Source organism: Bradyrhizobium sp. WSM4872, assembly GCF_055811715.1.
The window spans coordinates 36,404-59,139 of sequence record NZ_JBVVPT010000004.1 but is presented as its reverse complement, the minus strand read 5'-3'; the positions used below and the strand labels follow the sequence as shown (position 1 = coordinate 59,139).

At 64.8% G+C, this 22,736-nt stretch carries 24 protein-coding genes; 7 read left to right on the top strand and 17 right to left on the bottom strand.

Annotation, left to right across the window (positions count from 1 at the left end):
• Positions 1-97 precede the first annotated feature (97 nt).
• Complete coding sequence (locus AC0L3C_RS07805) at positions 98-1,441, bottom strand: GDSL-type esterase/lipase family protein (protein ID WP_473407599.1); 1,344 nt, start codon at positions 1,439-1,441, stop codon at positions 98-100.
• Positions 1,442-1,682: 241 nt separating this feature from the next.
• Positions 1,683-2,867 (bottom strand): DUF2125 domain-containing protein, encoded by a 1,185-nt coding sequence (locus AC0L3C_RS07800; RefSeq protein ID WP_473407598.1) that lies wholly within the window; start codon positions 2,865-2,867, stop codon positions 1,683-1,685.
• Between the two features lie 110 nt (positions 2,868-2,977).
• On the opposite strand from AC0L3C_RS07800, the gene AC0L3C_RS07795 reads away from it, so the two are divergent.
• Positions 2,978-3,589: a gamma-glutamylcyclotransferase gene (locus AC0L3C_RS07795; protein ID WP_473263808.1), complete on the top strand. Its 612-nt coding sequence runs from the start codon at positions 2,978-2,980 to the stop codon at positions 3,587-3,589.
• Here AC0L3C_RS07795 and AC0L3C_RS07790 read toward each other — a convergent pair.
• The 4 genes from AC0L3C_RS07790 to ftsE all read right to left on the bottom strand — a co-directional run bounded on the left by AC0L3C_RS07790 (position 3,586) and on the right by ftsE (position 6,994).
• Positions 3,586-4,359 carry a lysophospholipid acyltransferase family protein gene (locus AC0L3C_RS07790; RefSeq protein ID WP_473263809.1) on the bottom strand — a complete coding sequence of 258 codons (774 nt, stop codon included), beginning with the start codon at positions 4,357-4,359 and terminating at the stop codon, positions 3,586-3,588. The genes AC0L3C_RS07795 and AC0L3C_RS07790 overlap by 4 nt on opposite strands.
• 33 nt (positions 4,360-4,392) lie before the next feature.
• Positions 4,393-5,097, bottom strand: coding sequence for a YdcF family protein (locus AC0L3C_RS07785; RefSeq protein ID WP_473263810.1), 705 nt, complete (start codon positions 5,095-5,097; stop codon positions 4,393-4,395).
• A gap of 276 nt (positions 5,098-5,373) precedes the next feature.
• A complete protein-coding gene (locus AC0L3C_RS07780; RefSeq protein ID WP_027514144.1) occupies positions 5,374-6,342 on the bottom strand; it encodes a cell division protein FtsX in 969 nt (322 codons plus the stop codon).
• Entirely contained in the window at positions 6,335-6,994 is a 660-nt protein-coding gene (ftsE, locus tag AC0L3C_RS07775; RefSeq protein WP_275170936.1) for a cell division ATP-binding protein FtsE, read from the bottom strand. The genes AC0L3C_RS07780 and ftsE overlap by 8 nt, the downstream gene beginning before the upstream one ends.
• 191 nt (positions 6,995-7,185) lie before the next feature.
• Here ftsE and AC0L3C_RS07770 point away from each other — a divergent pair, with 191 nt between their 5' ends.
• The gene (locus AC0L3C_RS07770) at positions 7,186-8,067 is read left to right on the top strand and encodes an MJ0042-type zinc finger domain-containing protein (protein WP_473407597.1); all 882 of its coding nucleotides are present in this window, start codon (positions 7,186-7,188) and stop codon (positions 8,065-8,067) included.
• 59 nt (positions 8,068-8,126) lie between these two features.
• Entirely contained in the window at positions 8,127-8,501 is a 375-nt protein-coding gene (locus AC0L3C_RS07765) for a response regulator (RefSeq protein ID WP_473407596.1), read from the top strand.
• A gap of 105 nt (positions 8,502-8,606) precedes the next feature.
• Here the strand turns inward: AC0L3C_RS07765 and AC0L3C_RS07760 are convergent, their stop codons facing one another.
• Both AC0L3C_RS07760 and AC0L3C_RS07755 read right to left on the bottom strand, forming a co-directional pair.
• The gene (locus tag AC0L3C_RS07760; RefSeq protein ID WP_456653287.1) at positions 8,607-9,767 is read right to left on the bottom strand and encodes a DUF4175 family protein; all 1,161 of its coding nucleotides are present in this window, start codon (positions 9,765-9,767) and stop codon (positions 8,607-8,609) included.
• A complete protein-coding gene (locus AC0L3C_RS07755) occupies positions 9,755-11,689 on the bottom strand; it encodes a TIGR02302 family protein (protein WP_473407595.1) in 1,935 nt (644 codons plus the stop codon). Before AC0L3C_RS07755 ends, AC0L3C_RS07760 begins: the two co-directional genes overlap by 13 nt.
• A 177-nt stretch (positions 11,690-11,866) precedes the next feature.
• Between AC0L3C_RS07755 and AC0L3C_RS07750 the strand changes: the two genes are divergently transcribed.
• Both AC0L3C_RS07750 and AC0L3C_RS07745 read left to right on the top strand, forming a co-directional pair.
• The gene (locus AC0L3C_RS07750; protein ID WP_473407594.1) at positions 11,867-12,250 is read left to right on the top strand and encodes a carboxymuconolactone decarboxylase family protein; all 384 of its coding nucleotides are present in this window, start codon (positions 11,867-11,869) and stop codon (positions 12,248-12,250) included.
• 226 nt (positions 12,251-12,476) lie between these two features.
• A complete protein-coding gene (locus AC0L3C_RS07745) occupies positions 12,477-13,373 on the top strand; it encodes an NAD(P)-dependent oxidoreductase (protein WP_456653285.1) in 897 nt (298 codons plus the stop codon).
• A gap of 401 nt (positions 13,374-13,774) precedes the next feature.
• On the opposite strand, the gene AC0L3C_RS07740 is transcribed toward AC0L3C_RS07745, so the two are convergent.
• On the bottom strand, positions 13,775-14,101 hold the full coding sequence (locus tag AC0L3C_RS07740) for a DUF1330 domain-containing protein (RefSeq protein WP_219680482.1): 327 nt from the start codon (positions 14,099-14,101) through the stop codon (positions 13,775-13,777).
• 134 nt (positions 14,102-14,235) lie between these two features.
• Positions 14,236-14,934: a winged helix-turn-helix transcriptional regulator gene (locus AC0L3C_RS07735; RefSeq protein WP_473407593.1), complete on the bottom strand. Its 699-nt coding sequence runs from the start codon at positions 14,932-14,934 to the stop codon at positions 14,236-14,238.
• A gap of 182 nt (positions 14,935-15,116) precedes the next feature.
• Here AC0L3C_RS07735 and AC0L3C_RS07730 point away from each other — a divergent pair, with 182 nt between their 5' ends.
• Entirely contained in the window at positions 15,117-15,635 is a 519-nt protein-coding gene (locus tag AC0L3C_RS07730; protein WP_473407592.1) for an SRPBCC family protein, read from the top strand.
• Positions 15,636-15,692: 57 nt separating this feature from the next.
• Here the strand turns inward: AC0L3C_RS07730 and lysA are convergent, their stop codons facing one another.
• From lysA to argH, 3 genes are all read right to left on the bottom strand, one after another.
• The gene (gene lysA, locus AC0L3C_RS07725) at positions 15,693-16,958 is read right to left on the bottom strand and encodes a diaminopimelate decarboxylase (RefSeq protein ID WP_473407591.1); all 1,266 of its coding nucleotides are present in this window, start codon (positions 16,956-16,958) and stop codon (positions 15,693-15,695) included.
• Between the two features lie 23 nt (positions 16,959-16,981).
• Entirely contained in the window at positions 16,982-17,272 is a 291-nt protein-coding gene (lptM, locus tag AC0L3C_RS07720) for an LPS translocon maturation chaperone LptM (RefSeq protein ID WP_007615309.1), read from the bottom strand.
• Between the two features lie 93 nt (positions 17,273-17,365).
• Positions 17,366-18,763 (bottom strand): argininosuccinate lyase, encoded by a 1,398-nt coding sequence (argH, locus tag AC0L3C_RS07715; protein WP_473407590.1) that lies wholly within the window; start codon positions 18,761-18,763, stop codon positions 17,366-17,368.
• Between the two features lie 106 nt (positions 18,764-18,869).
• Between argH and tlpA the strand changes: the two genes are divergently transcribed.
• Positions 18,870-19,559 carry a thiol:disulfide interchange protein TlpA gene (gene tlpA / locus AC0L3C_RS07710; RefSeq protein ID WP_473407589.1) on the top strand — a complete coding sequence of 230 codons (690 nt, stop codon included), beginning with the start codon at positions 18,870-18,872 and terminating at the stop codon, positions 19,557-19,559.
• Between the two features lie 10 nt (positions 19,560-19,569).
• Here tlpA and AC0L3C_RS07705 read toward each other — a convergent pair whose 3' ends face one another.
• The 4 genes from AC0L3C_RS07705 to AC0L3C_RS07690 form a co-directional block, all read right to left on the bottom strand.
• Complete coding sequence (locus AC0L3C_RS07705) at positions 19,570-19,764, bottom strand: hypothetical protein (protein ID WP_473407588.1); 195 nt, start codon at positions 19,762-19,764, stop codon at positions 19,570-19,572.
• A 147-nt stretch (positions 19,765-19,911) separates the two neighbouring features.
• Positions 19,912-20,793, bottom strand: coding sequence for a 3-hydroxybutyryl-CoA dehydrogenase (locus AC0L3C_RS07700; protein WP_473387397.1), 882 nt, complete (start codon positions 20,791-20,793; stop codon positions 19,912-19,914).
• A gap of 192 nt (positions 20,794-20,985) precedes the next feature.
• Entirely contained in the window at positions 20,986-21,930 is a 945-nt protein-coding gene (locus AC0L3C_RS07695) for an electron transfer flavoprotein subunit alpha/FixB family protein (protein ID WP_007597340.1), read from the bottom strand.
• Positions 21,930-22,679, bottom strand: a complete 750-nt coding sequence (locus AC0L3C_RS07690; protein ID WP_473263825.1) for an electron transfer flavoprotein subunit beta/FixA family protein — start codon at positions 22,677-22,679, stop codon at positions 21,930-21,932. The genes AC0L3C_RS07695 and AC0L3C_RS07690 overlap by 1 nt, the downstream gene beginning before the upstream one ends.
• Positions 22,680-22,736: the final 57 nt, after the last annotated feature.

Below are 22,736 nucleotides of genomic sequence, written 5' to 3'. Positions count from 1 at the left end.
ATCCGGCGAAGCGGCCGTGAGTTCAGCTCGTAACCCGCATGGAGGAAGTTACGACAGCTGAGGGCGATGAAGGCAGAGAGGTGACTCTGAATTCATCTTACTGCTTCGCGCTGCGACCAAACTTTCCCGGCTTGAACAGATCGAGGTCGATGGCCTGTCCCATCGCCAGATATCCGGTGCGGTTGGGATGAAGCTTGTCGCCGGCGCCGCCAGTCGTGCTTTCGGGAACGAACTCCGGCTTGAGGCCACCCGAGGCCGGGTCGAGCGTCGCGCGATCAAAATCTATCACACCGTCGAATGTCCCCGAGCTCCGGATGAATGTGTTGAGCGCCTTGCGCTTGTCATCCTGCTCGGGAAGACCATGTGCCGCGCTGGTGCTGCCCAGTGCTGAAACGACGGTGGCGCCAATGATCCGGGCTTGCGGCCATTTTGCGCGTAGCCTCGCGACGCCGTCCTTCATCGCGGCGATGACCTGGTCGGCGGTAAAATTGCCGTTCTTGCTGAAATCGTTGATGCCTTCCAGCCAGATCAGGCTCGATATGCCGGACAGCGACAGCACGTCGCGATCGAGCCGCTGGCCCGAAGCGGGGCCGCCCGCGTAGGGTTTGTCGGGACCATATTCGGCGGGGCCTGCGATTTGGTTGCCACCGATGCCGCCATTCACGACGGCGACCTTGTTGCCGTAGACCGCCTTCAGGCGACGCGACAGCACGTTGGGCCAGCGATCGTCGCCATTCATGGTTGAGGCGGTCCCGTCGGTAATCGAATCGCCAAACGCCATGATGGCGAAGGCATCGGCAGGCGCAGTCATCTCGATCGCATCTAGAAAGAACCACGACGCAGTCGCATAGGGGAAGGAAGCCTCGTCTTCGAGGGCGCCCTTCGCGCCGGCGCCGGGCGCACTGACATAGGAGGTGGTCAGCGCTTTGGCGTGCCAGGTCATCGGACCGCTCTGGCCGGCGACATGAAAACTGACCGCAAGCCGGCGGCCGGCGAGCTCATCAGGCCGCTTTGCAAACGGCGGCGCGATCGCATCACTCCAGACCGAATTCCCCGGCGACACCGTAACGGAAGCCGTGCCGGCGAACGTGACCGGAGTGTTGGAGCCGCGAATCAACGCGGCACTGCCCGACTGCAGGCCGACGTAAACGCCGTCAAACGTGACGGGTTTGGTGCCGAAGGCGTTGCTGAGCCGGATGCGGACCTGACGGCCCCAGATATCCGGTCGCACGATCAGGCGAAAGGTCTGGTCCCGCGCACCGGCCGCAGGCTCGGGAAACGCGAATTTCTGTTCGGGCTGGGCAGACGGATTGCCGACGGGGTATGGGCCCTGAACCGCGCCCGTCCAGGACACCACCCAATGTTCGTTATCCCTGGCGGTTGCGGTCTGAAGCGAGGCGACGAGCAGCGATCCTGCCACGAGACAATTCAACGCGTGCATTGTTTCCCCCGAACCCCAGATAATTTGGGCGCGACCTTAGAGCCGTCAGTTGGCCTTCAATAGGGCGGCAGAACGCTACCTGTCCAGACGCCGCTGACGCATTCCTCGCCCGACGCCGGAGACGATCTCGCAGGTTGGATCACTGGCGCTAACAAGAAGCTTTTCGGAAGCCATCTGTTCACAGCTTCGAACGCGTCAGGCGGACCAAGCCGTCCGCCCGGCAAATTTATGAATTCACGACCTAATACAACGGTGGGATCTGGCCGACCTTGACCGGGCCGAGCAGCACAGCGCCGTCGACGAATTTCAGCGGGAAGCTGCGGGCCTTCTTGCCTTCCAGCGTGCTCTCGGTGCCAATCGAATTGATGCCGGCGGCAACGCCGGCATTGGCGTTCTGCTTGATGACTTTGCCGAGGCCGGGAACGGCGCGGTCGAGCGCACCGAACAGATTGTTGAGGTCCTGTGACTTCACGCCGGGCGCAATGCGATCGAGGGTCGCCTGCGGCACCCCCTCCTCCAGCATCTTCTCGATGCCGAGTGCGGGGATCACGCGATCGAGACCCGTCACCGTCATCTGCAATTCGCCGTCGAGGCGGCCGTTGGCCGAGAGCCCGAGCGTGCCGGCCGCAACCGCGATCATCTCGCCCTGCTGGATCCGGGACTGCACGATCTCGATATGGCCGCCGGCGGCCTGGATCTCGCGGAAGCGCTGCGGCCACGGCTTTGGCGTGAGGTCGGAGAGTCCGGTGATCTTCGCCCGCGTGTCGGCTTCGAACGGCTCGGCGAGCAGCGGATGAACGCCCTGGATGCTGCCCTGCGCGATCTGGAGCACGGTCTCGATCACGGGATGATCGGACGTCGATCCATCCGCAAGACGTCCATGCAGTTCGACCTGTTTCGCGCGCGCGAGCGGTACCTGCACGCTGCCGTCGACCCGATTGACGGTCGGCTCCTCGAAGACGATGGAAGCGCGCTCCGGCACGGCGGGCAGGCCGAACACGCTGCTGCGACCCTTGCTCCAGTTCACGACGAAGGTGCTCTGCGTGACGCCATCAGTGAGCGTCGCGGGTGCGGTGAATTCGGCGATGACGCGCTTGGGGTCGTAGACCTGGGCGACGACCAGGATGTTGTCGAGCTTCGCCGTGAACGGCGTCTTGCTGGCGTTCTGCGACACCAGGGCGACGCTGGCGCCGGAGCATTGGACCTCGAAGCGGAAGGGGAAGCCCGCGATCAAGCGCTTGGCGCAATCATAGATGCGGCCGGATTTGGCCTCCTGCGCGCGCCAGGCGTCGGCGGCGATTTCGGCCTGCGACGCCGCATAGAACCAGAAGCAGCTCCACGCCACCGCGAGGATCAGGAGGATGACAGGGGCGATGAAAAGGCCCCAGCGGGAGCGCCGGCGCGCGGCAACGGTCATATCGGACATGCGGCGATCCTTTGACCCCTGATTTTGTCAAATGTAAGCGAGGTTGGCTTGCTCCGAAAGGCGGAGAATTCGCTTCGCTTGCGGGCGCGGTTCTGGTAGCCGTGCCCGAAATGTCGGAAATCACCCTCCCCTCCGTCACAACCGCCAAGGGCGACCTCTGGGTGTTCGGCTACGGCTCGCTGATGTGGCGGCCGGGCTTCGAATTCGAGGAGCGCGTCCCGGCGCGGCTGGTCGGCGAGCATCGTGCGCTCTGTGTCTATTCCTTCGTCCACCGTGGCACGCCGGAGAAGCCGGGTCTGGTGCTCGGCCTCGACCGCGGCGGCGCCTGCCGCGGCATCGCCTTCCGCGTCGCCGAAAAGAACCGCGCCGACGTCGTGGCCTATTTGCGCGCGCGCGAGCAGGTGACGTCGGTCTATCGCGAAGTCATGCGCTCGCTGTGGCTGGAGAACGAGGCGCGGCAGCGCGTCTCCGCGCTCGCCTATGTCGTCGACCGCGGCCATGTGCAATATGCCGGCCGGCTGTCGCTCATCGACCAGCATCGCCACGTGCTCCAGGGCCACGGCCAGTCCGGCGCCAACCGCGACTACGTGACCGCGACGGTGAAGGCGATCGAGGCCGAAGGCTTTCGCGATGCGCAGCTGCATCAGCTTGCCATGATGCTGCATGGGGATGCGCATTCTCCGCACGCGCCGGCTCCGATGCACGATCGGGAAAACCGCTAGCTCTCCGACGGCGCACAGCTCGGCGCCGAGCCGATCAGCTGCTCCTGCTCCTTGCGGCCCGCTTCGACGAGGCGGCCGGTCGCGTCTTCGATCACCGTCTGCACACGGGAGAGAAACTCGTCCTTGGGCAAGCCTGGTGGCAGCGGATCGAGGAATTCCACCACCAGCGTGCCGGGATAGCGCATAAAGGTGCGGCGCGGCCAGAACAGGCCGGAATTGAGCGCGATCGGCAGGCACTGTGCACCGCAGGACGAATAGATCTGCGCGAAGCCGCTTTTGTAGTCCGGTGGCGCGCCCGGAGCGCGGCGCGTGCCTTCGGGAAAGATCACGAGCTGCCCACCGCTGCGCACCGCCTCACGCGCCCGCCGCGTCATGTCCAGCAGCGCCTTGACGCCGGCATTGCGGTCAATCGCGATCATCCCGGTCTTGACCAGGAACTGGCCGAACACCGGGATCTGCATGAGCTGACGCTTGAGGATGAAAATCGGACGGTCGAAAAAACCCGGCAAGACGAACGTCTCCCAGAACGACTGGTGCTTCGCCACGACGACCAATGGTCCCGTCGGGATCTTTTCGAGGCCGCGGAATTCCACCTTGATGTTGCAGACCGTCCGCATCAGAAACAGCGTCGCCTTCGCCCACCATTGCGCGACCGTGAGCATGGCGCGCGGCGGCAATGCGAAGGTCGGCAGCGCCACGATCGCGAGGCACACCAGCACGGTATAGAACAGCACGTTGAACACGAGCGATCGCAGGAAAATCAAGAACATCGAGGATCCGATCAATTGCCGATCAGTTGCCGATCAATTGGCCTGTGCGGTGGCGGGCCGCTTCGACTGCAGCCCGGAAGGCTGCTCCGACATCTCGGGCGAAAGGTCAATCCCGAAATCCTCCAGCCGCACCCTGACCTCGGCCGCGATGTACTTGACATATTCCGACAGCAGCAGCCGCAAGGTGGACGCCGAGGTCCACCACGGCTCCTCGCGCCATTTGTCGCCGACCACCACGAACGGGATCAGTGTCGTCTCCGGCATCGCATGCGAGAATTCCACCAGCGCGCGCGGCATGTGATAGTTCGAGGTGACCACGATCAGCGACTTGAAGCCGCGCCCCGCGGCCCAGCGCCGCGCTTCCGCGGCATTGCCGCGGGTCGAGACCGCCGTGCGGTCGAGATCGACGCAGCAACGCATGAAGGACTGGTTCTCCGGCAGCGTCCGGGAGATGTCGCTCGCGGTCGAGGTCGGATGCACGCCGGAGATCAGGAGCCTCTTGCCGTAGCCGGCAGCGAGCAGCTCCATCGCATCCGACACCCGCGAGGAGCCGCCGGTCAGAACCACGATGCCGTCCGCCTTGCGGTCCGGCGCGATCTCGGCGCCGCGCAATTGCGACAGAAACGCGATGAAGCCCGCCGCCGCGCCGACGAAGGCGAGCGCAATCGTCGACATCACGGCCGCGCGCAGCCAGCCGCGCGGCAGTTTCGGCGATCGATCGTCGGTCGGCGCGCTCATGCGATGTCGGTGATCCCTTCCCAGAGGTGATTTTAGGACGTTTTGAGGCGAAGTGGAGTCCGCTTTGTCGGCCTCAATCGATGTGGCGAAGCACTGGGGCCGCGAACTAGATTTCCCCTCTCCCCTTGTGGGAGAGGGTGGCTCGCCGCGATAGCGGCGAGACGGGTGAGGGGTATGTCTCCGCGAACTGGCATCGACGTTCGTGCACGTGGATAGAACCCCTCATCCGGCGCTTCGCGCCACCTTCTCCCACAAGGGGAGAAGGAAGAAACCATTTCAATCGACATCATTCAGCGTCGCGAACAGCGTCTGGCGCGAGGCGACCGCGGTGATGGCGCCAATCAGCACGGCCTGCACCGCGAGCACGATGTAGCCGGACGGCCGCAGCGAGAAGGTGCCGAGCAGCGCGGCGAACTGATCGCCGACGGGAGTGCCGGAAAACCAGCCTGCAATCGACTCCGAGAAGCCGAATACCAGCATGGCGGCGCCGCCGCCGATCACGCCGCCCTCCAGCCCCAGCCTGAGGAAATGCCGCAGGAAGCGGTTGGCGATGTAGCGGTCGCCGGCGCCGACGAAATGCAGCACCTCGACGATCGGACGGTTCGCCGCCATGGCGCCGCGGGTCGCGAACGACACCGAGATGATGGTGGCGACGATGACGAGCGCGAGGATGCCGAGACCGGCGAGCACCGTGGCGTTGGTCATCGAGCGCATGCGCTCGATCCAGGCGCGGTGATCGTCGACGCTGGCGCTTGGTGCCACCTGGGTCACGCGGGCACGCAGAGCGCCGAGATCGAGCGCCGTGCCGGGCTGCACGCGCGCGATGATCATGCGCGGCACCGGCAGATCGTCCATCGACAGGCCGGTGCCGAGCCAGGGCTCGAGCAGCTTGCCGCTTTCGTCTTTCGTGAACGGCTTGACCTCGACGATGCCGGCTTGCGCGCGCATGGCCTCGGTCACCGCCGCGGTGTCGCGTTCGAGATCGCGGCCAGTCTGCGGGCGGACCTGGATGGTGATTTCGCTCGCGACATCCGACTGCCATTCGGCGGCGGAGGCGCTCACCAGCAGCACCGTGCCGGTCGTCATCGACGCCAGGAAGGTCATGATTGCGACGACGGCGACCAGCGCGCGGCCGTGGATCGAGGCGCGCGGCACGATCGGCGACATGTTGCGCGCCCGGGCCGGAAGCGGCGGCCCCTCCTGCCCGAGATCGACCAGCACGCCGCGCTCGTCGGGCCTACTCATAGACGTGCAGCCGTCCCTGGTGCAGCACGAAGCGTCGCGCCTCGTACTGGTCCATCAGGGCGATATCGTGGGTGGCGATGATGACGGCGGTGCCTGACTTGTTGAGCTCGATGAACAGCCGCAGCAGGCGACGACCGAGCGTCGGATCGACGCTGCCGGTCGGCTCGTCGGCCAGCAGCAACTGCGGCCGCGAGATCACGGCGCGCGCGATCGCCGCGCGCTGCTTTTCGCCGCCGGACAGGATCGGCGGCAGCGCGTCCATGCGCTCGCCGAGCCCGACCCATTTCAGGAGGTCGATGACCTCCTTGCGGTAGCTCGATTCGCTGCGGCCCATGACGCGGAACGGCAGCGCGACGTTTTCATAGGTGGTCATGTGGTCGAGCAGGCGGAAATCCTGGAGCACGATACCGATGCGCTTGCGCAAGCCTGCGATCTCGTCCTTGCCGAGCTGCGAGATGTCGTGACCGAACAGATTGACGAGGCCCCGCGTCGGGCGATGCGACAGGAACAGCAGGCGCAGCAACGAGGTCTTGCCGGCGCCGGACGGGCCGGTGAGAAACTGGAATGAATGCGCCGGGATCTGGAAGTTGAGGTCGCGCAGGACCTCAGGCCCCAGGCCGTAGCGCAATCCGACATTTTCGAACCGAACCAAGCTCAGCTCCGTTCGAGAGAGGCCGCGGGCCGCACGGCTGTGCTCCGCCACACGCGATCAGCGGGTTTTGCGGCCGTTATGGTTTCCGGTTCGTTAACGGTCGTCCTGTAGCATAATTGATAGCATCTTTCCCGCTCGGTTCTCCGCGACCGTGTCACCGTCAAGACTTGTCCGTGCATCAAGGCTCGTCCATGCATATCGTCTGCCCTCATTGTACGACATCCTACGCCATCAAGCCCGCGAGCCTTGGGGCGAACGGCCGGACCGTGCGCTGTTCCCGTTGCAAGGAAACCTGGGTCGCCCATGCCGAGGATGCCATCGAGGAGGCATCTGTCCCGGCCATGGCCGCGGCCAGCCGGGCCGACGACCAGTCCGATCTCGCCGAGCAGTGGAACTCCTACGCGCAGGACGACGGCGCCACTGACGCGCCTGTCGTTGACAGCCCCTCGATCGCCAGCGACTGGCCGGACCAGGAAACCAGCGACACCGAGGACGAATGGTCGGCGGCCGCCCGGTCCGCCGAGGAGGAAGTCGTCGGCGAACAGCACCAATCCTGGTTCCGCGGCCTGTTCGGACGCCGCCGCGGCGCGCGGGTGCGCCGTCCGGTTGCCACGGCGGCCCCGCGAAAATCCCATTTCGGCCTGCCAACTGCCTGCGCCGCGATGGGCGCGCTGGTGCTGGCGCTGGTGATCTGGCGCGGCGACATGGTGCGGTTGCTGCCGCAGACGGCCGCCTTCTACAGGATCGTCGGCCTCGAAGTGAACCTGCGCGCACTGGCGTTCAAGGACGTCAAGCTCTCCAGCGAGACCGTGGACGGTAAGCAGGTGCTGGTGATCGAAGGCGTGATCGTGGGCCAAGGCAAGAAGCCGCTCGACATTCCCCGGTTGCGCTTCGCGGTGCGCGACGCGCAAGGCGCGGAAATCTACGCCTGGAACGCCGTTCTGGAACAAACGGTGCTGCAGCCCGGCGAGCGCGCCTTCTTCCGCTCGCGCCTGGCCTCGCCCCCGCCGGAGGGCCGCAATATCGACGTTCGCTTCTTCAACCGGCGCGACATTGCCGGTGGCAGCGTATAATCGATTTCGCAGGTCTCGCAGGCAAAGTTGGTCGCGAGATTGATCCCGAGGTTCGTCTCATGTCCAAGATCCTGATCGCCGACGACGAGGATTCGATGCGCCAGCTGGTGGCGCGCGCCATCGCCATGGACGGGCACGATATCGTCACCGCGCAAGACGGCGCCGAGGCGCTGGAGATCCTTACGCGCGCCGACGGCGGGTTCGACCTGCTGCTCACCGACATCCAGATGCCGGTGATGGACGGCATCGCGCTGGCGCTTTCCGTCGCACGCGATTTCCCCGATTTGACCATTCTGCTGATGACCGGCTTTGCCGACCAGCGCGAGCGCGCCTCGAACCTCAATGCGCTGGTGCATGACGTCGTGACGAAGCCGTTCTCGGTCGCAGACATCCGCACGGCGGTGGCGGATGCGCTTGCGGCGAAGAAGGGGTAGCGAGTCGGGTTCGTAGTTTGTAGCCCGCATGAGCGCAGCGACATGCGGGACCGGCGGGCCCCGGATATCGCTTCGCTCATCCGGGCTACGAGAGCTGCGTCAGCCTCAAAAATCCTTCAGCAGCCGCTCAATGTAGTCGAGTTCGATCTGCGGGCGCGAGCTGTCCCCCAAGCGGCGGCGGAGCTCCTCGAGGATGCGGCGGACGCGCTGGGCGTCGATCTCGCCGGGGATCTTGACCGTGTAGTCGTCGCTCAGATCGCGGCCGTGAAGCGGGCGGCCGAGCGGATCGGTCTGATTGCCGCCGCTCTGCTGGCGGCCGGCGCGGTTGCCGGGACCATCGCCCTGCCCGTCGCCATCACCCTGCTGCATCGCCTCGGCCATCTTCTGCGCGCCCTTGCGCAGGGCTTCGAGCGCCTTCCCCTGCGCGTCCACGGCACCGTCCGAATTGCCTTCGCCGAGCTGCGAGCCGGCATCGCCCATGGCCCCGTCGGCGGCGTCCAGACTGCCGTCGTCATCGCCCTGGTCGCCGTCCTGATCGCCATCCTGGCCCGGCTGTCCCTGCTCGCCCTGCTGACCCTTTTGCCCCTTCTGGCCCTGGCTCTTCTGGCCCTTTTGCCCCTTCTGCGTGAGGCCGCGCTTGGCGAGTTCATCCTGCAGCTTCTTCAGGCGGTCGCGCAGCGACTGCTGATCCTGCTGGAGGTCCGACATCGACTGGTCGCCCTGCTGCTTGCCGCGCGAGCGCTCACGCCGGGAATCCTGCCCCTGCTTGAAAGTCTTGTCGCGCAATTGCTGCTGCTTGCGGATCATGTCGCTGAGCTCGTTGAGCGCCTGCTCCATGTCGCTGTCGCCGGATTGCCCGGGCTGCGCCATCTGGAGGTTTTCCATGATCTGCGCGAGCTGCTCGAGCATGCGCTGGGCCGCTTCTTTGTTGCCTTCGCGCGCTGCCTTCTCGATTTGCTTCAGCAATTCGTCGAGGTCGCGCTGCGTGATGACGGAACGATCGCGGTTGGAGGATTGGCTCTTTTCCGTCGCGCGCTTGTAGTCCTCGAGCTTCTGAATCGCATCGGATTGATTGTTCAGGCTCTTGCCGGATTCCTTCTGCCTGAGGCTATCGCCAGAATCCTGCATCGCCTTTTCAGCGCCATCGAGCAGGGCATCGACATCCTGATCCTGCTGGGCAGCCACGGGCGAGACACCTCCCAACAGGAAGGCGAGGCAGGCGATCGAGATCGCCTTCAAGACTGGCACGCGTGCTAGCTTCCGCATTTACGGTCTCGCGTCGACTGGTTGGCACCGTCGTTGCCCGGCTTCGCCCGGTTGTTGGCCGACTTGCGATAGGCCTGAAGCTGCTCGCGCAACGCGTCCTGCTGCTTCGCCAGCTCTTCGAGCTGCTCGGGCGTGGCGTTCTGGGTCTTTTGTTTCAGCTCGACGGACTTGTCGAGGATGAGCTGAACCTCTGCGGGGAACGGCTGCCGGGGTCCAAGCGGGTTCTGCTCGGCGCGCCGGGCGAGATCGCGCACCTTGCCGGCCATGGCCTCGCGAAGCTTTTGCGTCAGCGCCTTGATCTCGTCCTCGCTGGCGCCGCGTTCCAGCGCCCGCTTGAGCGCATCCTGGGCCGAGCGCAGCGCGGCGTTGACGCTGCCGGCGACACCGTCGTCCTCGATGGTGACGGCGAACGCCCACATGCTTCCCACCACATCGCGCAGCGCCTCGTCGGTGCGGGCAGCCTCCAGCTGCAGCGCCAGGCTGCGCAGGCCGAGATAGCAGCCCGCATCCGGCGTGAACAATTCGGGTGCGATCATCAGCGCGTCGAGCGCGGCGTAGACATCCGAATTCTTGTTGGCGTCGAGCGCGAGGATGCGGCGCTGCTCGACCAGCGCGCGCGCGAGCGAGTTGGTGAACAGCCGCTCGGGCAGGCGCATGTTGAACGGCTCGCTCCTGGCCTCGTTGCCGGCCTCGTCCTTTGCGCTGAGGGTCAGCGTGACGTCGGCGCCGGCATAGGGATCCTCGCTCAGGTCTTTCACCGTCTGGCCGACACCGTTGCGGGTGCGCGCATTCGGCAGCACGAGCGGGAATTGCGGCGGCTGGAATAGCGGCCGCGCGGCGGCCTTGGTGTCGGCCTCCTTGCGGCCATCTTTGGCATCGGCGGGACGCAGGCCGATTTGCGCGTCGGCGCCGGTGACGCCGTAATCGTCCTCGACCTTGTAGGTGAGCTGGAGTCCGCCACGGGCCTGGCGCTCGGGATCCTTGGCCAGCGCGATCGTCGGCGGGCGGTCCGGTGTTGCCGCAAACGCCCATTGCGGCTGGCCGGAGGGCGCGCGGACATGCGCGGTGCCGTCGCCGCTGATGGAAAAATGCTTCTCGTTGGTGCCTTTGGGCGCGGCTTCGGTAGGCTCGACTTCCTTGAGGCCGCCGGAGACGGCAACATCAAGACTGCCGCCGGAGGAGCGAACGATCAGGGTCGAGCCTGCGGGAACGGCAAGCGGCCCGCTGGCCGGTAGCGCCGCGGCCTCCTTGTTCGCGGCCGACAGGATGACCGGCGGCTTGCCGGTGTAGAGCGGTGGCGTGACCCAGGCATCCACACGAACATTCGTCGGGGCCATCATGCCGTTCCAGTGGAAGGCAGCCACGAGCCGCATCGCACGCTCGTCGCCGGCGGCTAAGAAGGTCGCAACCAGCATCACCATGACCAGCGCGCGCAGCGCCCAGGGGTCATGCAGAGCGAGCCGGGGCTTCGGCAGACCGGCGCGGATGCGCTTGATCGAAGCCAGCGTGCGCTCGCGCTGCGCCCGCCACAATGCCTGCGCAACCGGGTCTTGCGAGCTCAGCGTGTCCGTCAGCGTGGTGGCCGGCCGATGACGGATGCCAGAGCCGCGGTCGAGCCGAGCCAGAGCCTCCTCGCGGCTCGGCCAGCGGAAACGACTCAATGGGAACAGCACGGCAATCGCAACGCCGGCGAAAACGACAAGACCGATGGCGCGGGCAATGGACGGCAGGGCCAGCCAGAGGCCGGCCCAGGACACCACCAGGAACAGACCGACGACGGTGAGAAGCCGCGCCAAATTTGGCCAGGCACGCTCCCACGCGATGGCATAAGTGGCCCGCTGCAGGGCTTGCGCCAGCTTCAGCCGCGACAGAGCGTCGCCATCGCGGATCGGGTCTGACGGGTCGGGGGTGACGCCGTTCAATCAACTCTCCAGGTTGCCCGGTAGAGAAGCGTACCACAACGGCAGCACTGAGGCATCCGTTCCTGTACGGGAGACACCCCTTTTCCCGCATAACACGAGGACGTGACTGGCACGCCGCAACCCCGTAATTTCCGCGCCGCCAGCCAAGAAAAACGCAAGAGAAGCAAAGGAAACGCCATGGACAAGAAGATGCACGACAAGGGCCTGGAAGTCCGCAAAGCGGTGCTCGGCGAGGCCTATGTCAACAACGCCCTGAAGAGCGTCGACGATTTCAACCGCCCGTTCCAGGAGATGCTCAACGAATATTGCTGGGGCACGGTGTGGGGCCGCGAGGAGCTGCCGCGCAAGACCCGCAGCATGCTCAACATCGCGATGATCGCGATCCTCAATCGTCAGCACGAATTCCGCGCGCATCTGAAGGGCGCACTCACCAACGGCGTCAGCCGCGACGAGATCCGCGAGATCCTGATGCAGGTCGCAATCTATGGCGGCATGCCGGCCGCGGTCGACAGTTTTCGGATCGCGCGCGAGGTGTTCGCGGAGATCGACGCAAAGGCGTGAGGGGGGGCCGGTGTGAGGGACGGGGCCGTGACGTCCCTCCTCCACGTCGTCCTGGCGAAAGCCAGGACCCATAGCCACCGGCAGGCGTGGTTACGGGGGACTGGGAGTTGCCACTTCGCGTTACAACCTCTCCCTGGGGTAAATGGGTCCTGGCTTTCGCCAGGACGACACCGAGGATGGATGCGCGCCGATCAACAACAACGAATATTCAACACAAGGAAACACCATGGACATCGGATTCATCGGCCTCGGAAACATGGGTTTCCCGATGGCGCGACGGCTGATCGAGGCCGGCAACCGGCTCGTCGTGTTCGACACGCGCCAGGAGGTCGTTGACAAGTTGGTGGCGCGCGGCGCCACTGCGGCGACGTCGCCGAAGCAGGTCGCCGACCAGGTCGAGACGGTCATGGCGAGCCTGCCTTCGCTGCAGGCTTCGCTTGCGGTTGCGACGGGGCCGAACGGCGTGATCGAGGGGAGCAGCGTCAAACGCTTCATCGATCTCTCCACCGTCGGCTCGGCGATGGCGGTGAAGATTCACGGCCTGCTCGCCAAGCATGGCATCGTGCAGATCGACTGCCCCGTCTCCGGCGGCGTCGGCGGCGCCGAGAAAGGCACGCTCGCGGTGATGGTCTCGGGGCCGAAGACCGAGTTCGAGCTGCTCAAGCCCGCGCTCGAGATCATCGGAAAGGTGTTCTTCATCGGCGAGAAGCCCGGCGCGGCGCAGACCATGAAGCTCGCCAACAACTTCTTGTCGGCCACCGCAATCGTGGCGACCTCCGAAGCGGTAGTGATGGGCGTCAAGGCCGGACTCGATCCCGCCGTGATGATCGACGTCATCAATGCCGGCTCTGGCATGAACACCGCGAGTCGCGACAAATTTCCGCGCTCGGTGCTGCCGCGCAGTTTCGACTTCGGCTTCACCACGGGACTGATGGTGAAGGACGTGCGGCTGGCGCTGGAGGAGATGAAGCAGCTCGGCCTGTCGATGGAAGTCGCGGATGCGGTCGGCCGGTTGTGGGAGACGGTCATCAGCGCGGAAGGCGCCGAGTCCGATTTCACCGCGGCGATCAAGCCGATCGAGAGGAAAGCGGGCGTTTTGGTTGGCGGCAGGCCACCCAGCTAGCGCCAACACGAGAACGCAGCGCCGATGACCGGCGCTGCGCTGTCCTCCTTGGATCGATCTGCTACGAGCGGCGTCTGCCAAGGTCCGGAAGGTCGATCGGCTGTTCCAGTTGAAGGGAGGCCGAGCCCCCGCTGCATTTGATATACTTCTCGTCGCACCTGCGCATGCACCGTCTCTCGCTCGAGCATTTCGCAGAGGTATTGTTGCAGCTGACCCACGTAATGTCGCACCGCGTGACCCGGGCCGACGCAACGCCGGAAAGTCCGAGCAGGAAGGCCACGCCGCAAGCTACGAAAAGCATGCGAAGCAGGCCGACGCCGGCGAGTGAACCGTTCATTCCAATCTCCTATGTTGGCCGGGCACGTCTGCGCCTGCCGCCGAGTGTTTGACGAAGACGCAGTTCAAGCCTTGGCGAGATAGGGGATCGTGCCGGCCAAGTCCGTATCGTCGATCAACTGGAAGCGGCTCTCGCTGCCGCCCCTGCGCGCTGCCGCGAAGCGGCCGTAGGCGGGATCAGCGACGAAGGACTCCGCTGCCTTTGCGGTTGGAAAGGACATGATCGCGATCAGCGAGGTGTCGAGAGGGGCACCTTCAAGGGTTTTCACATTGCCGCTGCGGGAAAGATACTTGCCGCCATGCTTGTGCACCAGCTCGTGGACGGACGCTGCGTAGTCCGGCACCCACTTTCCGTCGGTAACTTTGATGTCCGCGATCAGATACGCTGTCATGTCGTGTCTCCTGGCTCGAGTTCAGCTCCGCGTTGATACAGGCGGGCATCACTTGGGTGCCAGAACACGGCCGGGGCTCGCCAGTACGGGAACTGTAGCGGGGCGATACAAATACTGAATTGCGCTGCCCTGGATCAGCTCGCCAGCTTGCGTTCCTTGGCGAACGGGCTGAGGCCCAGCCAGCTTTGCATGGCCGCGGCAAGCTGCCGGTCGCCCGTGAGGAGCATCCGCCGGCTTGCGACGGCCGCGCGCACGGTATCGAGTCCCATCCAGATCGCCGTCATCGTGCGCAGATCCACCGACACGTAAAGATCGACGTCGAAACCGGGATCAATCGAGCAGAGGTCGACGCTGTCGTCGGGATCGACGATCAGCCACCACGATCGCTGCGTCGAAGGCAATTCCGGATACGCGAACTGCAGAACACTGCGGCGGGTCGGCATCGGCGTCGTGTTCAAATTCCGCCGCATGTCCCACATCAACAGCTGGACATCGAGATGCTGAAGCGACAGATGCGACTCGATGCGGCGCTGGCCCCAGATGCCGAACGCCTCGACGATGGGGCCGAGTTCGCGTCCGGCGGCGGTCAGCTGATACTCGATCACGCCGCGCTCGGAAGCCGACGGCTGGCGGATGACGATGCCTGCGGCTTCGAGTTCCTTCAGGCGCTGGGAAAGCAGCGCAGGCGACATGCGGGGAACGCCGCGGCGCAACTCGTTGAACCGGGTCGAGCCGGCGACGAGTTCACGTAGCAGTACGACGGTCCAGCGCGTGCATAATATCTCGGCCGCCATCGCGACCGGACAGAACTGCCTGTAGCTGCCGATGGTCATGCGGGCCTCCGTGACAAGCGAAGGTGCAACCTTAGGGCCGCGGCGCGCGGCTTCCTAGTTCAGTTTCTGTATCAGCAGCGATTCATTCCCTGAACTGGCCGCGGACCGTGGTGAGCGTCTATTCGACCTGCATTGGCAAGCCGGCCGCCGCGATCACGGCCCGCCGGACACAGGAGATTACCATGAAGAAATACGATTCAGCGGCTTCCAGATTGCTCGTTTCGGTTCGCAGCGCCGCGATTTGTGCCCTCGGCCTGGGCGTCAGCGTCATGCCGGCGTCTGCAGCCAATCTGACGAGGAGCATCGAGGTCAGCAGTGCTGCGGCCGAGGTGTGGTCCGTCATCGGCCCGTTCTGCGCGATCAAGGATTGGCTGCCGCCGGTGGGGCAGTGCATTGCAGACGGCAAGTCGCCGCCAACCCGGACGCTCGTCACCAGGGACGGCAAGGCCTCGTTCGTGGAGACGCAGACTGCGCGGAACGACAAAGACTACAGCTATTCCTACGCGTTCCTGTCGAGCCCACTGCCGGTGAGCCAGTACAAGTCGACCATCAAGGTCACGGCAAAGGGTGAAGGCGCGTCGGTGGTGACATGGACCGGAATCTACACGCCCGACCCCGGGCGGGAGAAGGAAGCGGTCGATGCCCTCGGCGGCGTCTATGATTCCGGTCTCGCCGCGATCAGGGACCGGTTCAAGAAGTAGGAGTCAATGCAGCGATGGGCGCAGCGGTAGCTGCGCTCATCGTGGACGGTCACAGCCTCACAACCAGGGCGCCGGCTTATCCATCGCGATCAGCTGCTCGACCTCGATGCGCGGTCGCACGACGGCGTACTGGTCGCCCTTCACCAGCACTTCGGGCACCAACGGCCTCGTATTGTAGTTGCCGGCCTGCACTGCGCCATAGGCACCTGCGGTCATGATGGCGATGAGGTCACCGGGCTTTGGCGTCGGCAGCGTGCGGTCGAGCGCGAGGTAATCGCCGGTCTCGCAGACCGGGCCGACGACGTCGGCCGTGATCGTGGCCGCGCCCTTCGCCGGCTGTCTCACCGGCAGAATATCGTGATGGGCCTCGTACAGCGTCGGCCGGATCAGATCGTTCATAGCGGCATCGATGATGACGAAATCCTTGCCGTCGCCGTGCTTCACATAGATCACCTTGGCGACCAGGATGCCGGCATTGCCGACGATCATGCGGCCCGGCTCGAACATCAGCGTGCAGCCGAGATTGTGGCTGACGCGCTTGACCATCGCGGCATACGCATCGGGCGCCGGCGGCGCTTCGCGGTCCATGTAATAGGGAATGCCGAGGCCGCCGCCGAAATCGACATGCGAAATGTTGTGGCCGTCGGCGCGCAGCGTCTGCACGAATTCGGACAGGATGCGGAACGCGATCTCCATCTTGGAGAGGTCGGTGATCTGGCTGCCGATATGCACGTCGGTGCCTGTGACCTCGATGCCCGGCAGCTTCGCGGCGCGGGCGTAGATCTCGCGGGCATGCGCGATCGGGATGCCGAACTTGTTCTCGGACTTGCCAGTCGAGATCTTTGCGTGAGTGCCGGCATCGACGTCAGGATTGACGCGGATCGAGATCCGCGCGGTCTTGCCCATCTCGGTCGCAAGGCGCGACAGCAGCTCGAGCTCGGGCTCGGATTCGACATTGAGACAGAGGATGTCGGCGGCCAGCGCGGCACGCAGCTCGGCTTCCGTCTTGCCGACGCCGGAGAACAGGATCTTGTTTGCGGGAATGCCGGCGGCCAGCGCGCGCTTCAATTCGCCGCCGGAGACCACGTCCGCGCCGGCCCCGAGCCTCGCCAGCGTCCGTAGCACGGACTGGTTGGAGTTCGCCTTCATGGCGTAGCAGACCAGCACCTTCTCGCCCGCGAAGGCGTCGGCGAAAACGCGATAATGCCGCTCGAGCGTCGCGGTCGAATAGCAATAGAACGGCGTGCCGACGGTTGCAGCCAGCTCGGACAGGTTCACCGCCTCGGCGTGCAGCACGCCGTTGCGATAGTCAAAATGGTTCATGGCGTTGGCTCAGTTGCCCCAGCCTATCGGCTGGGTCTTTCGTCCAGGAGCGGGTCGAGGATAAACGGTTTCTTCCTGCCCTTGGTCGCCGCCGGTGCGGCGTCCGCGCCATAGGTGGGATTGAACACGCTCGGCGTCTTCTGGGCTTCGGTCTCGGTATCGGTCGGCGGCGCGACGTTGGCCGTGGACGCGCTGGAGGCTGTCGGCGGCAGATCCAACGGGCCCTTGCGGCCACAGCCGGCAAGCGCGAGCGCCGTCAGGCTCAAGACAATGATGGCCCACCCCGAGCCGGCCGGGCGAAACTTTGACGTCACGACGAAATCCCCACTACGCGCGGCGCACCATACAGAGATTGGCGCGCTCTGGCGAGACCCGGATGATCATGAAACATAAGCGAAATTTTGCCCTCAGCCCAATTTTCGCTGTTTTTCCAGCCGCCTCAGCCAGGCCTTGGCCTGCGCCGCCACGTTCTTCGGCGCGGTGCCGCCGAAGCTGGTCCGGCTCTTCACCGACGATTCGACCGAGAGCACGCCGAGCACGTCCTTCGTGATCTTCGCTTCGATCGCCTGCATCTCCCTCAGCGGCAGCTCGTGCAGCGCCACGCCGCCCTCGGCGGCTTTCGCAACGATGCGGCCGGTGACGTGATGGGCCTCGCGGAACGGCATCTTCAGCGTCCGCACCAGCCAGTCGGCAAGATCGGTCGCGGTGGCGTAGCCCTCGCCTGCAGCAAACTTCATCTTCGCTTCATCGGGCACGAGATCGCGGACCATGCCGGTCATGGCGCGGATCGCGAGCGACAGCGCGGCGAAGCCTTCCATCGCGCCCTGCTTGTCTTCCTGCATGTCCTTTTGATAGGCGAGCGGCAGGCCCTTCATCACGATCAGCAACCCATTGAGCGCGCCGATCACGCGGCCGGTCTTGGCGCGCACCAGCTCGGCGGCATCAGGATTGCGCTTCTGCGGCATGATCGAGGATCCCGTGGTGAACTTGTCGCTGAGGCGGATCATGCCGACCAGCGGCGAGGTCCAGATCACGATCTCCTCGGCGAAGCGCGACATGTGCACGGCGCAGATCGAGGCCGCCGACAGGGTCTCCAGCACGAAGTCGCGATCGGAGACCGCATCGAGCGAGTTCGCCATCGGACGATCAAAACCGAGCGCCTTCGCCGTGGCGTGACGGTCGATCGGAAACGAGGTCCCGGCGAGCGCCGCAGCTCCGAGCGGGGACTCGTTCAGCCGCTTGCGCGCGTCCTGGAACCGGCCGCGATCGCGCGCGGCCATCTCGACATAGGCGAGCAGATGGTGGCCGAAGGTCACCGGCTGCGCGGTCTGCAGGTGCGTGAAGCCCGGCATGACCGTTCCGGCATGCTCCAGCGCGCGCTCGACCAGCGCCTGCTGGAACGCGGCGAGCGCGGCGTCGGTCTCATCGAGGACATCGCGGACATAGAGACGGAAATCGGTCGCGACCTGGTCGTTGCGCGAGCGCGCGGTGTGCAGGCGGCCGGCGGCAGGGCCGATCAGCTCGGACAGGCGGCTCTCGACATTCATGTGAATGTCCTCGAGCGCGCGCTTGAATTCGAAGCCGCCCTTGCCGATCTCTGACAAAATCGTGTCTAGACCTTTGCCGATATTTTTCGCATCAGAGGCCGTGATGATGCCCTGTGCGGCCAGCATCGCGGCGTGGGCCTTGGACGCGGCAATGTCCTGGGCAAAGAGGTGACGATCGACGTCGATGGAGACGTTGATCTCTTCCATGATCTCGTCGGGACGTTCCGAGAACCGGCCGCCCCACATCTTGTTGCTCATGATCCCCTGCTCACGCCTTGCCTGTCGCCGCCGCATGTTTGCTGACGGCTGCCAGCCGTATTAAGAGGCCTCTGATAGCCATATCTGCGACCGGATGACAAACGATATGCTCGACCCCAACGATAGGCTCGACCAAAGGAAAGCGCGGTCGGCCACGCGCCGTATCCCTGTCGTCATCGCCACCGTGGTGGTCGGGGGCCTGGCTGGCTTTGCAGCGCTGTACGGGCTGGGTCTGGGCCGGGCCCCATCCGGCGATCCCGCCTGCCGGGCGGCGGTGAACACCGCACAGAAGATCGCGCCGCTCGCCCATGGCGAGGTGGCGGCGCTGACCATGGCGACCGCACCGCTGAAGCTGCCGGATCTGGCCTTCGAGGACGCCGACGGCAAGCCGAAGAAGCTGTCGGATTTCCGCGGCAAGACGCTACTGGTGAACCTCTGGGCCACCTGGTGCGTGCCCTGCCGCAAGGAAATGCCGGCGCTCGACGAGCTCCAGGGCAAGCTTTCGGGCCCGAGTTTCGAGGTGGTGGCGATCAATATCGACACCCGCGACCCCGAAAAGCCCAAGGCGTTCCTGAAAGAGGCCAATCTTATCCGGCTCGGCTATTTCAACGATCAGAAAGCCAAGGTTTTTCAGGATCTTAAAGTGATAGGCCGGGCTTTAGGCATGCCCACCTCGGTGCTGGTCGATCCCCAAGGCTGCGAGATCGCGACGATCGCGGGGCCGGCGGAATGGGCGAGCGAGGATGCGCTCAAGCTGATCCGGGCTGCGACGGGCAAAGCCGCCGCTTCGTTCTAGGCGATGATGTTTAGGCCGTGACGTTGAGGTTGCCGCCCATGCCGGCGCCGACATTGGCAAGCGAGGGCTGTCCGGCGCCGAGCAGCGTCAGGACGGTGGATTTCTCCGCATCCGCGTTCTGCTTCATCAGCGTCGCCGAGATATTCGACTGCAGCGCCCCTTGCCGAGCGGCCAGCATGCTGCTGACCATCGCCATCATGTCCATTACGCAAACCCTCGTACCGCGCGTAACCTAGACGCGACCGGTTAACGAGACCTGAATTGTCAGGAAGCACCGTAGGGTAGGCTCGTCCGTGTTCCGGACGCGGCACGGCATGAAAGTGACGCACCGCAAAGCCGGGGACGAGACGCCTTATCTCGTCGGAACCGGCTTGGCGCCGCGGTAGTCGTAAAAACCGCGCTGGGTCTTGCGACCGAGCCAGCCCGCCTCGACGTATTTCACCAGCAGCGGGCACGGGCGGTACTTGGAGTCGGCGAGACCTTCATGCAGCACCTGCATGATCGACAAGCAGGTATCGAGACCGATGAAATCGGCGAGCTCCAGCGGGCCCATCGGATGGTGCGCCCCGAGCTTCATCGCCGCGTCGATCGCCTCGACGTTGCCCACGCCTTCGTACAGCGTGTAAATCGCCTCGTTTATCATCGGCAGCAGGATGCGATTGACGATGAAGGCCGGGAAATCCTCGGAGACCGCGACCTGTTTGCCGAGCTTGCCGACGAATTCCTTTGACGCCTCGAAGGTCTGGTCGTCGGTGGCGATGCCGCGGATCAGCTCCACCAGCTCCATCAACGGCACCGGATTCATGAAGTGAATGCCGATGAAGCGTTCGGGCCGGTCGGTGGCGGCGGCGAGCCGCGTGATCGAGATCGAGGAAGTATCGGAGGCAACGATCGCCTCCGGCTTCAACACGGCGCAGAGCTCGTGGAAAATCTTGCGCTTGACCTCTTCCTTCTCGACCGCGGTCTCGATCACGAGATCGCAGTCCGCGAGATCGTCCAACTTTTCGCCGGCCACGATACGCGCCATCGCCTTGGCTTTGTCGTCCTCGCTGACGGCCTTCTTGGAGACCTGCCGCGTCAGGTTGCCGTTGATCGTGGCCATGCCTGATTTGAGGCGGTCGGTCGAAATGTCGTTGAGCACCACGTCGAAGCCGGCCAGCGCAGCGACATGCGCGATGCCATTGCCCATCTGCCCCGCGCCGATCACGCCGACCTTCTTGATTACTGCCGCCATAATGTCATCCACCGGAACGGCGCGCTGTCAACCGCGCCTGCCTATCCCCCGAGCCGGGAGATCCGATTTAATCAGAACCCGGCCTCGAAACCTAGATTGGATCGCTTCGAAGGCGTGTCCCGCGCCAAAGAAAACGCCTCAAAAAGCAATACCGGCCGGAGTTTATAGCTCCGGCCGGTGTTTTAGCGCGTTTTACTTGCCGAGCTTGCCGAGTTCGGCCGTCAGCTCCGGAACCGCCTGGTAGAGGTCGGCGACCAGGCCATAATCGGCAACCTGGAAGATCGGCGCGTCCTCGTCCTTGTTGATCGCGACGATCACCTTGGAGTCCTTCATGCCGGCCAGATGCTGGATCGCGCCGGAAATGCCGACCGCGACATAGAGCTCGGGGGCCACGACCTTGCCGGTCTGGCCGACCTGCCAGTCGTTCGGGGCATAGCCCGCATCCACCGCGGCACGCGATGCGCCGACACCGGCGCCGAGCTTGTCGGCGAGCGGCTCGATGTACTTTGCGAAGTTCTCGCGGCTCTGCATGGCGCGGCCACCGGAGACGATGATCTTGGCCGAGGTCAGCTCGGGACGATCGCTCTTGGCGACTTCCTCGCCGACAAAGGACGACAGGCCCGGATCGGCCGCCGCCGCGACGCTCTCGACCGACGCGCTTCCGCCTTCACCCGCTGCGGCGAAGGTGGAGGTGCGCACGGTGATGACCTTCTTGGCGTCCTTCGACTTCACCGTCTGGATGGCGTTGCCGGCGTAGATCGGACGCTCATAGGTGTCGGGCGCGACCACCTTGGTGATCTCCGAGACCTGCATGACATCGAGCAGGGCCGCGACGCGCGGCATCACGTTCTTGAAGCGCGAGGTCGCGGGCGCGACGATGGCGTCGTAGCCGGGGGCCAGCGAGACGATCAGGGCGGCCAGTGGCTCGGCCAGATCGTGCGCGTAAAGCGCGCCGTCGGCGAGCAGCACCTTCTTCACACCGGCAAGCTTGGCGGCCGCGTCCGCCGCGGCCTTGGCGTTCTCGCCGGCCACCAGAACCTCGACGTCCGCGCCGAGCGCGGCCGCGGCGGTCAGGGCCTTGTTGGTCGCATCCTTGAGCGACGCATTGTCGTGTTCGGCAATCAGAAGCGTCGTCATCAGAGCACCCCGGCTTCGTTCTTGAGTTTCGACACCAGCTCGGCGACGTCCTTGACCTTGACGCCCGCCTTGCGGCCCGCCGGCTCGGTCGTGTTGAGAACCTCTAGGCGGGGGGTGGGGTCGACGCCGTAATCGGCCACGGTCTTGTCCGCAATCGGCTTCTTTTTGGCCTTCATGATGTTCGGCAGCGAGGCGTAGCGCGGCTCGTTGAGACGGAGATCGGTGGTGACGATCGCCGGTCCCTTCAGCTTCACGGTCTGCAAGCCGCCGTCGACTTCGCGGGTGACCTTGAAGTCGCTGCCTTCAACCTCGAGCTTCGAGGCGAAGGTCGCCTGCGACCAGCCGAGCAGCGCGGCCAGCATCTGGCCGGTCTGATTGCTGTCGTCGTCGATCGCCTGCTTGCCGAGAATGATCAGGCCCGGCTGCTCTTCGTCCGCGATCTTCTTCAGGATCTTGGCGACGGCGAGCGGCTCGACCGCGCCCTCGGCCTTCACCAGGATGCCGCGATCGGCGCCCATGGCGAGACCGGTGCGGATCGTTTCCGACGCCTGCGCCGGTCCGATGGAGACCACCACGACTTCGGTCGCCTTGCCGGCTTCCTTCAGGCGCAGCGCTTCCTCGACCGCGATTTCGTCGAACGGGTTCATCGACATTTTGACGTTGGCGAGTTCAACGCCCGATCCATCGCTCTTGACGCGGACCTTGACGTTGTAATCGACCACCCGCTTTACCGGCACCAAGACCTTCATCGATCCTCTTTCACTCAATCTGGGAGGGGATTTATCAACTGGCGCGGAACCTAAAGG

Bases quoted from the DNA above. Each gene is read 5' to 3' on its own strand.
- AC0L3C_RS07805 (WP_473407599.1), bottom strand. From the start codon at position 1,441: ATGCACGCGTTGAATTGTCTCGTGGCAGGATCGCTGCTCGTCGCCTCG.
- AC0L3C_RS07800 (WP_473407598.1), bottom strand. From the start codon at position 2,867: ATGTCCGATATGACCGTTGCCGCGCGCCGGCGCTCCCGCTGGGGCCTT.
- AC0L3C_RS07795 (WP_473263808.1), top strand. From the start codon at position 2,978: ATGTCGGAAATCACCCTCCCCTCCGTCACAACCGCCAAGGGCGACCTC.
- AC0L3C_RS07790 (WP_473263809.1), bottom strand. From the start codon at position 4,359: ATGTTCTTGATTTTCCTGCGATCGCTCGTGTTCAACGTGCTGTTCTAT.
- AC0L3C_RS07785 (WP_473263810.1), bottom strand. From the start codon at position 5,097: ATGAGCGCGCCGACCGACGATCGATCGCCGAAACTGCCGCGCGGCTGG.
- AC0L3C_RS07780 (WP_027514144.1), bottom strand. From the start codon at position 6,342: ATGAGTAGGCCCGACGAGCGCGGCGTGCTGGTCGATCTCGGGCAGGAG.
- AC0L3C_RS07770 (WP_473407597.1), top strand. From the start codon at position 7,186: ATGCATATCGTCTGCCCTCATTGTACGACATCCTACGCCATCAAGCCC.
- AC0L3C_RS07765 (WP_473407596.1), top strand. From the start codon at position 8,127: ATGTCCAAGATCCTGATCGCCGACGACGAGGATTCGATGCGCCAGCTG.
- AC0L3C_RS07760 (WP_456653287.1), bottom strand. From the start codon at position 9,767: ATGCGGAAGCTAGCACGCGTGCCAGTCTTGAAGGCGATCTCGATCGCC.
- AC0L3C_RS07750 (WP_473407594.1), top strand. From the start codon at position 11,867: ATGGACAAGAAGATGCACGACAAGGGCCTGGAAGTCCGCAAAGCGGTG.
- AC0L3C_RS07745 (WP_456653285.1), top strand. From the start codon at position 12,477: ATGGACATCGGATTCATCGGCCTCGGAAACATGGGTTTCCCGATGGCG.
- AC0L3C_RS07740 (WP_219680482.1), bottom strand. From the start codon at position 14,101: ATGACAGCGTATCTGATCGCGGACATCAAAGTTACCGACGGAAAGTGG.
- AC0L3C_RS07735 (WP_473407593.1), bottom strand. From the start codon at position 14,934: ATGACCATCGGCAGCTACAGGCAGTTCTGTCCGGTCGCGATGGCGGCC.
- AC0L3C_RS07730 (WP_473407592.1), top strand. From the start codon at position 15,117: ATGAAGAAATACGATTCAGCGGCTTCCAGATTGCTCGTTTCGGTTCGC.
- lysA (WP_473407591.1), bottom strand. From the start codon at position 16,958: ATGAACCATTTTGACTATCGCAACGGCGTGCTGCACGCCGAGGCGGTG.
- argH (WP_473407590.1), bottom strand. From the start codon at position 18,763: ATGAGCAACAAGATGTGGGGCGGCCGGTTCTCGGAACGTCCCGACGAG.
- tlpA (WP_473407589.1), top strand. From the start codon at position 18,870: ATGCTCGACCCCAACGATAGGCTCGACCAAAGGAAAGCGCGGTCGGCC.
- AC0L3C_RS07705 (WP_473407588.1), bottom strand. From the start codon at position 19,764: ATGGACATGATGGCGATGGTCAGCAGCATGCTGGCCGCTCGGCAAGGG.
- AC0L3C_RS07700 (WP_473387397.1), bottom strand. From the start codon at position 20,793: ATGGCGGCAGTAATCAAGAAGGTCGGCGTGATCGGCGCGGGGCAGATG.
- AC0L3C_RS07695 (WP_007597340.1), bottom strand. From the start codon at position 21,930: ATGACGACGCTTCTGATTGCCGAACACGACAATGCGTCGCTCAAGGAT.
- AC0L3C_RS07690 (WP_473263825.1), bottom strand. From the start codon at position 22,679: ATGAAGGTCTTGGTGCCGGTAAAGCGGGTGGTCGATTACAACGTCAAG.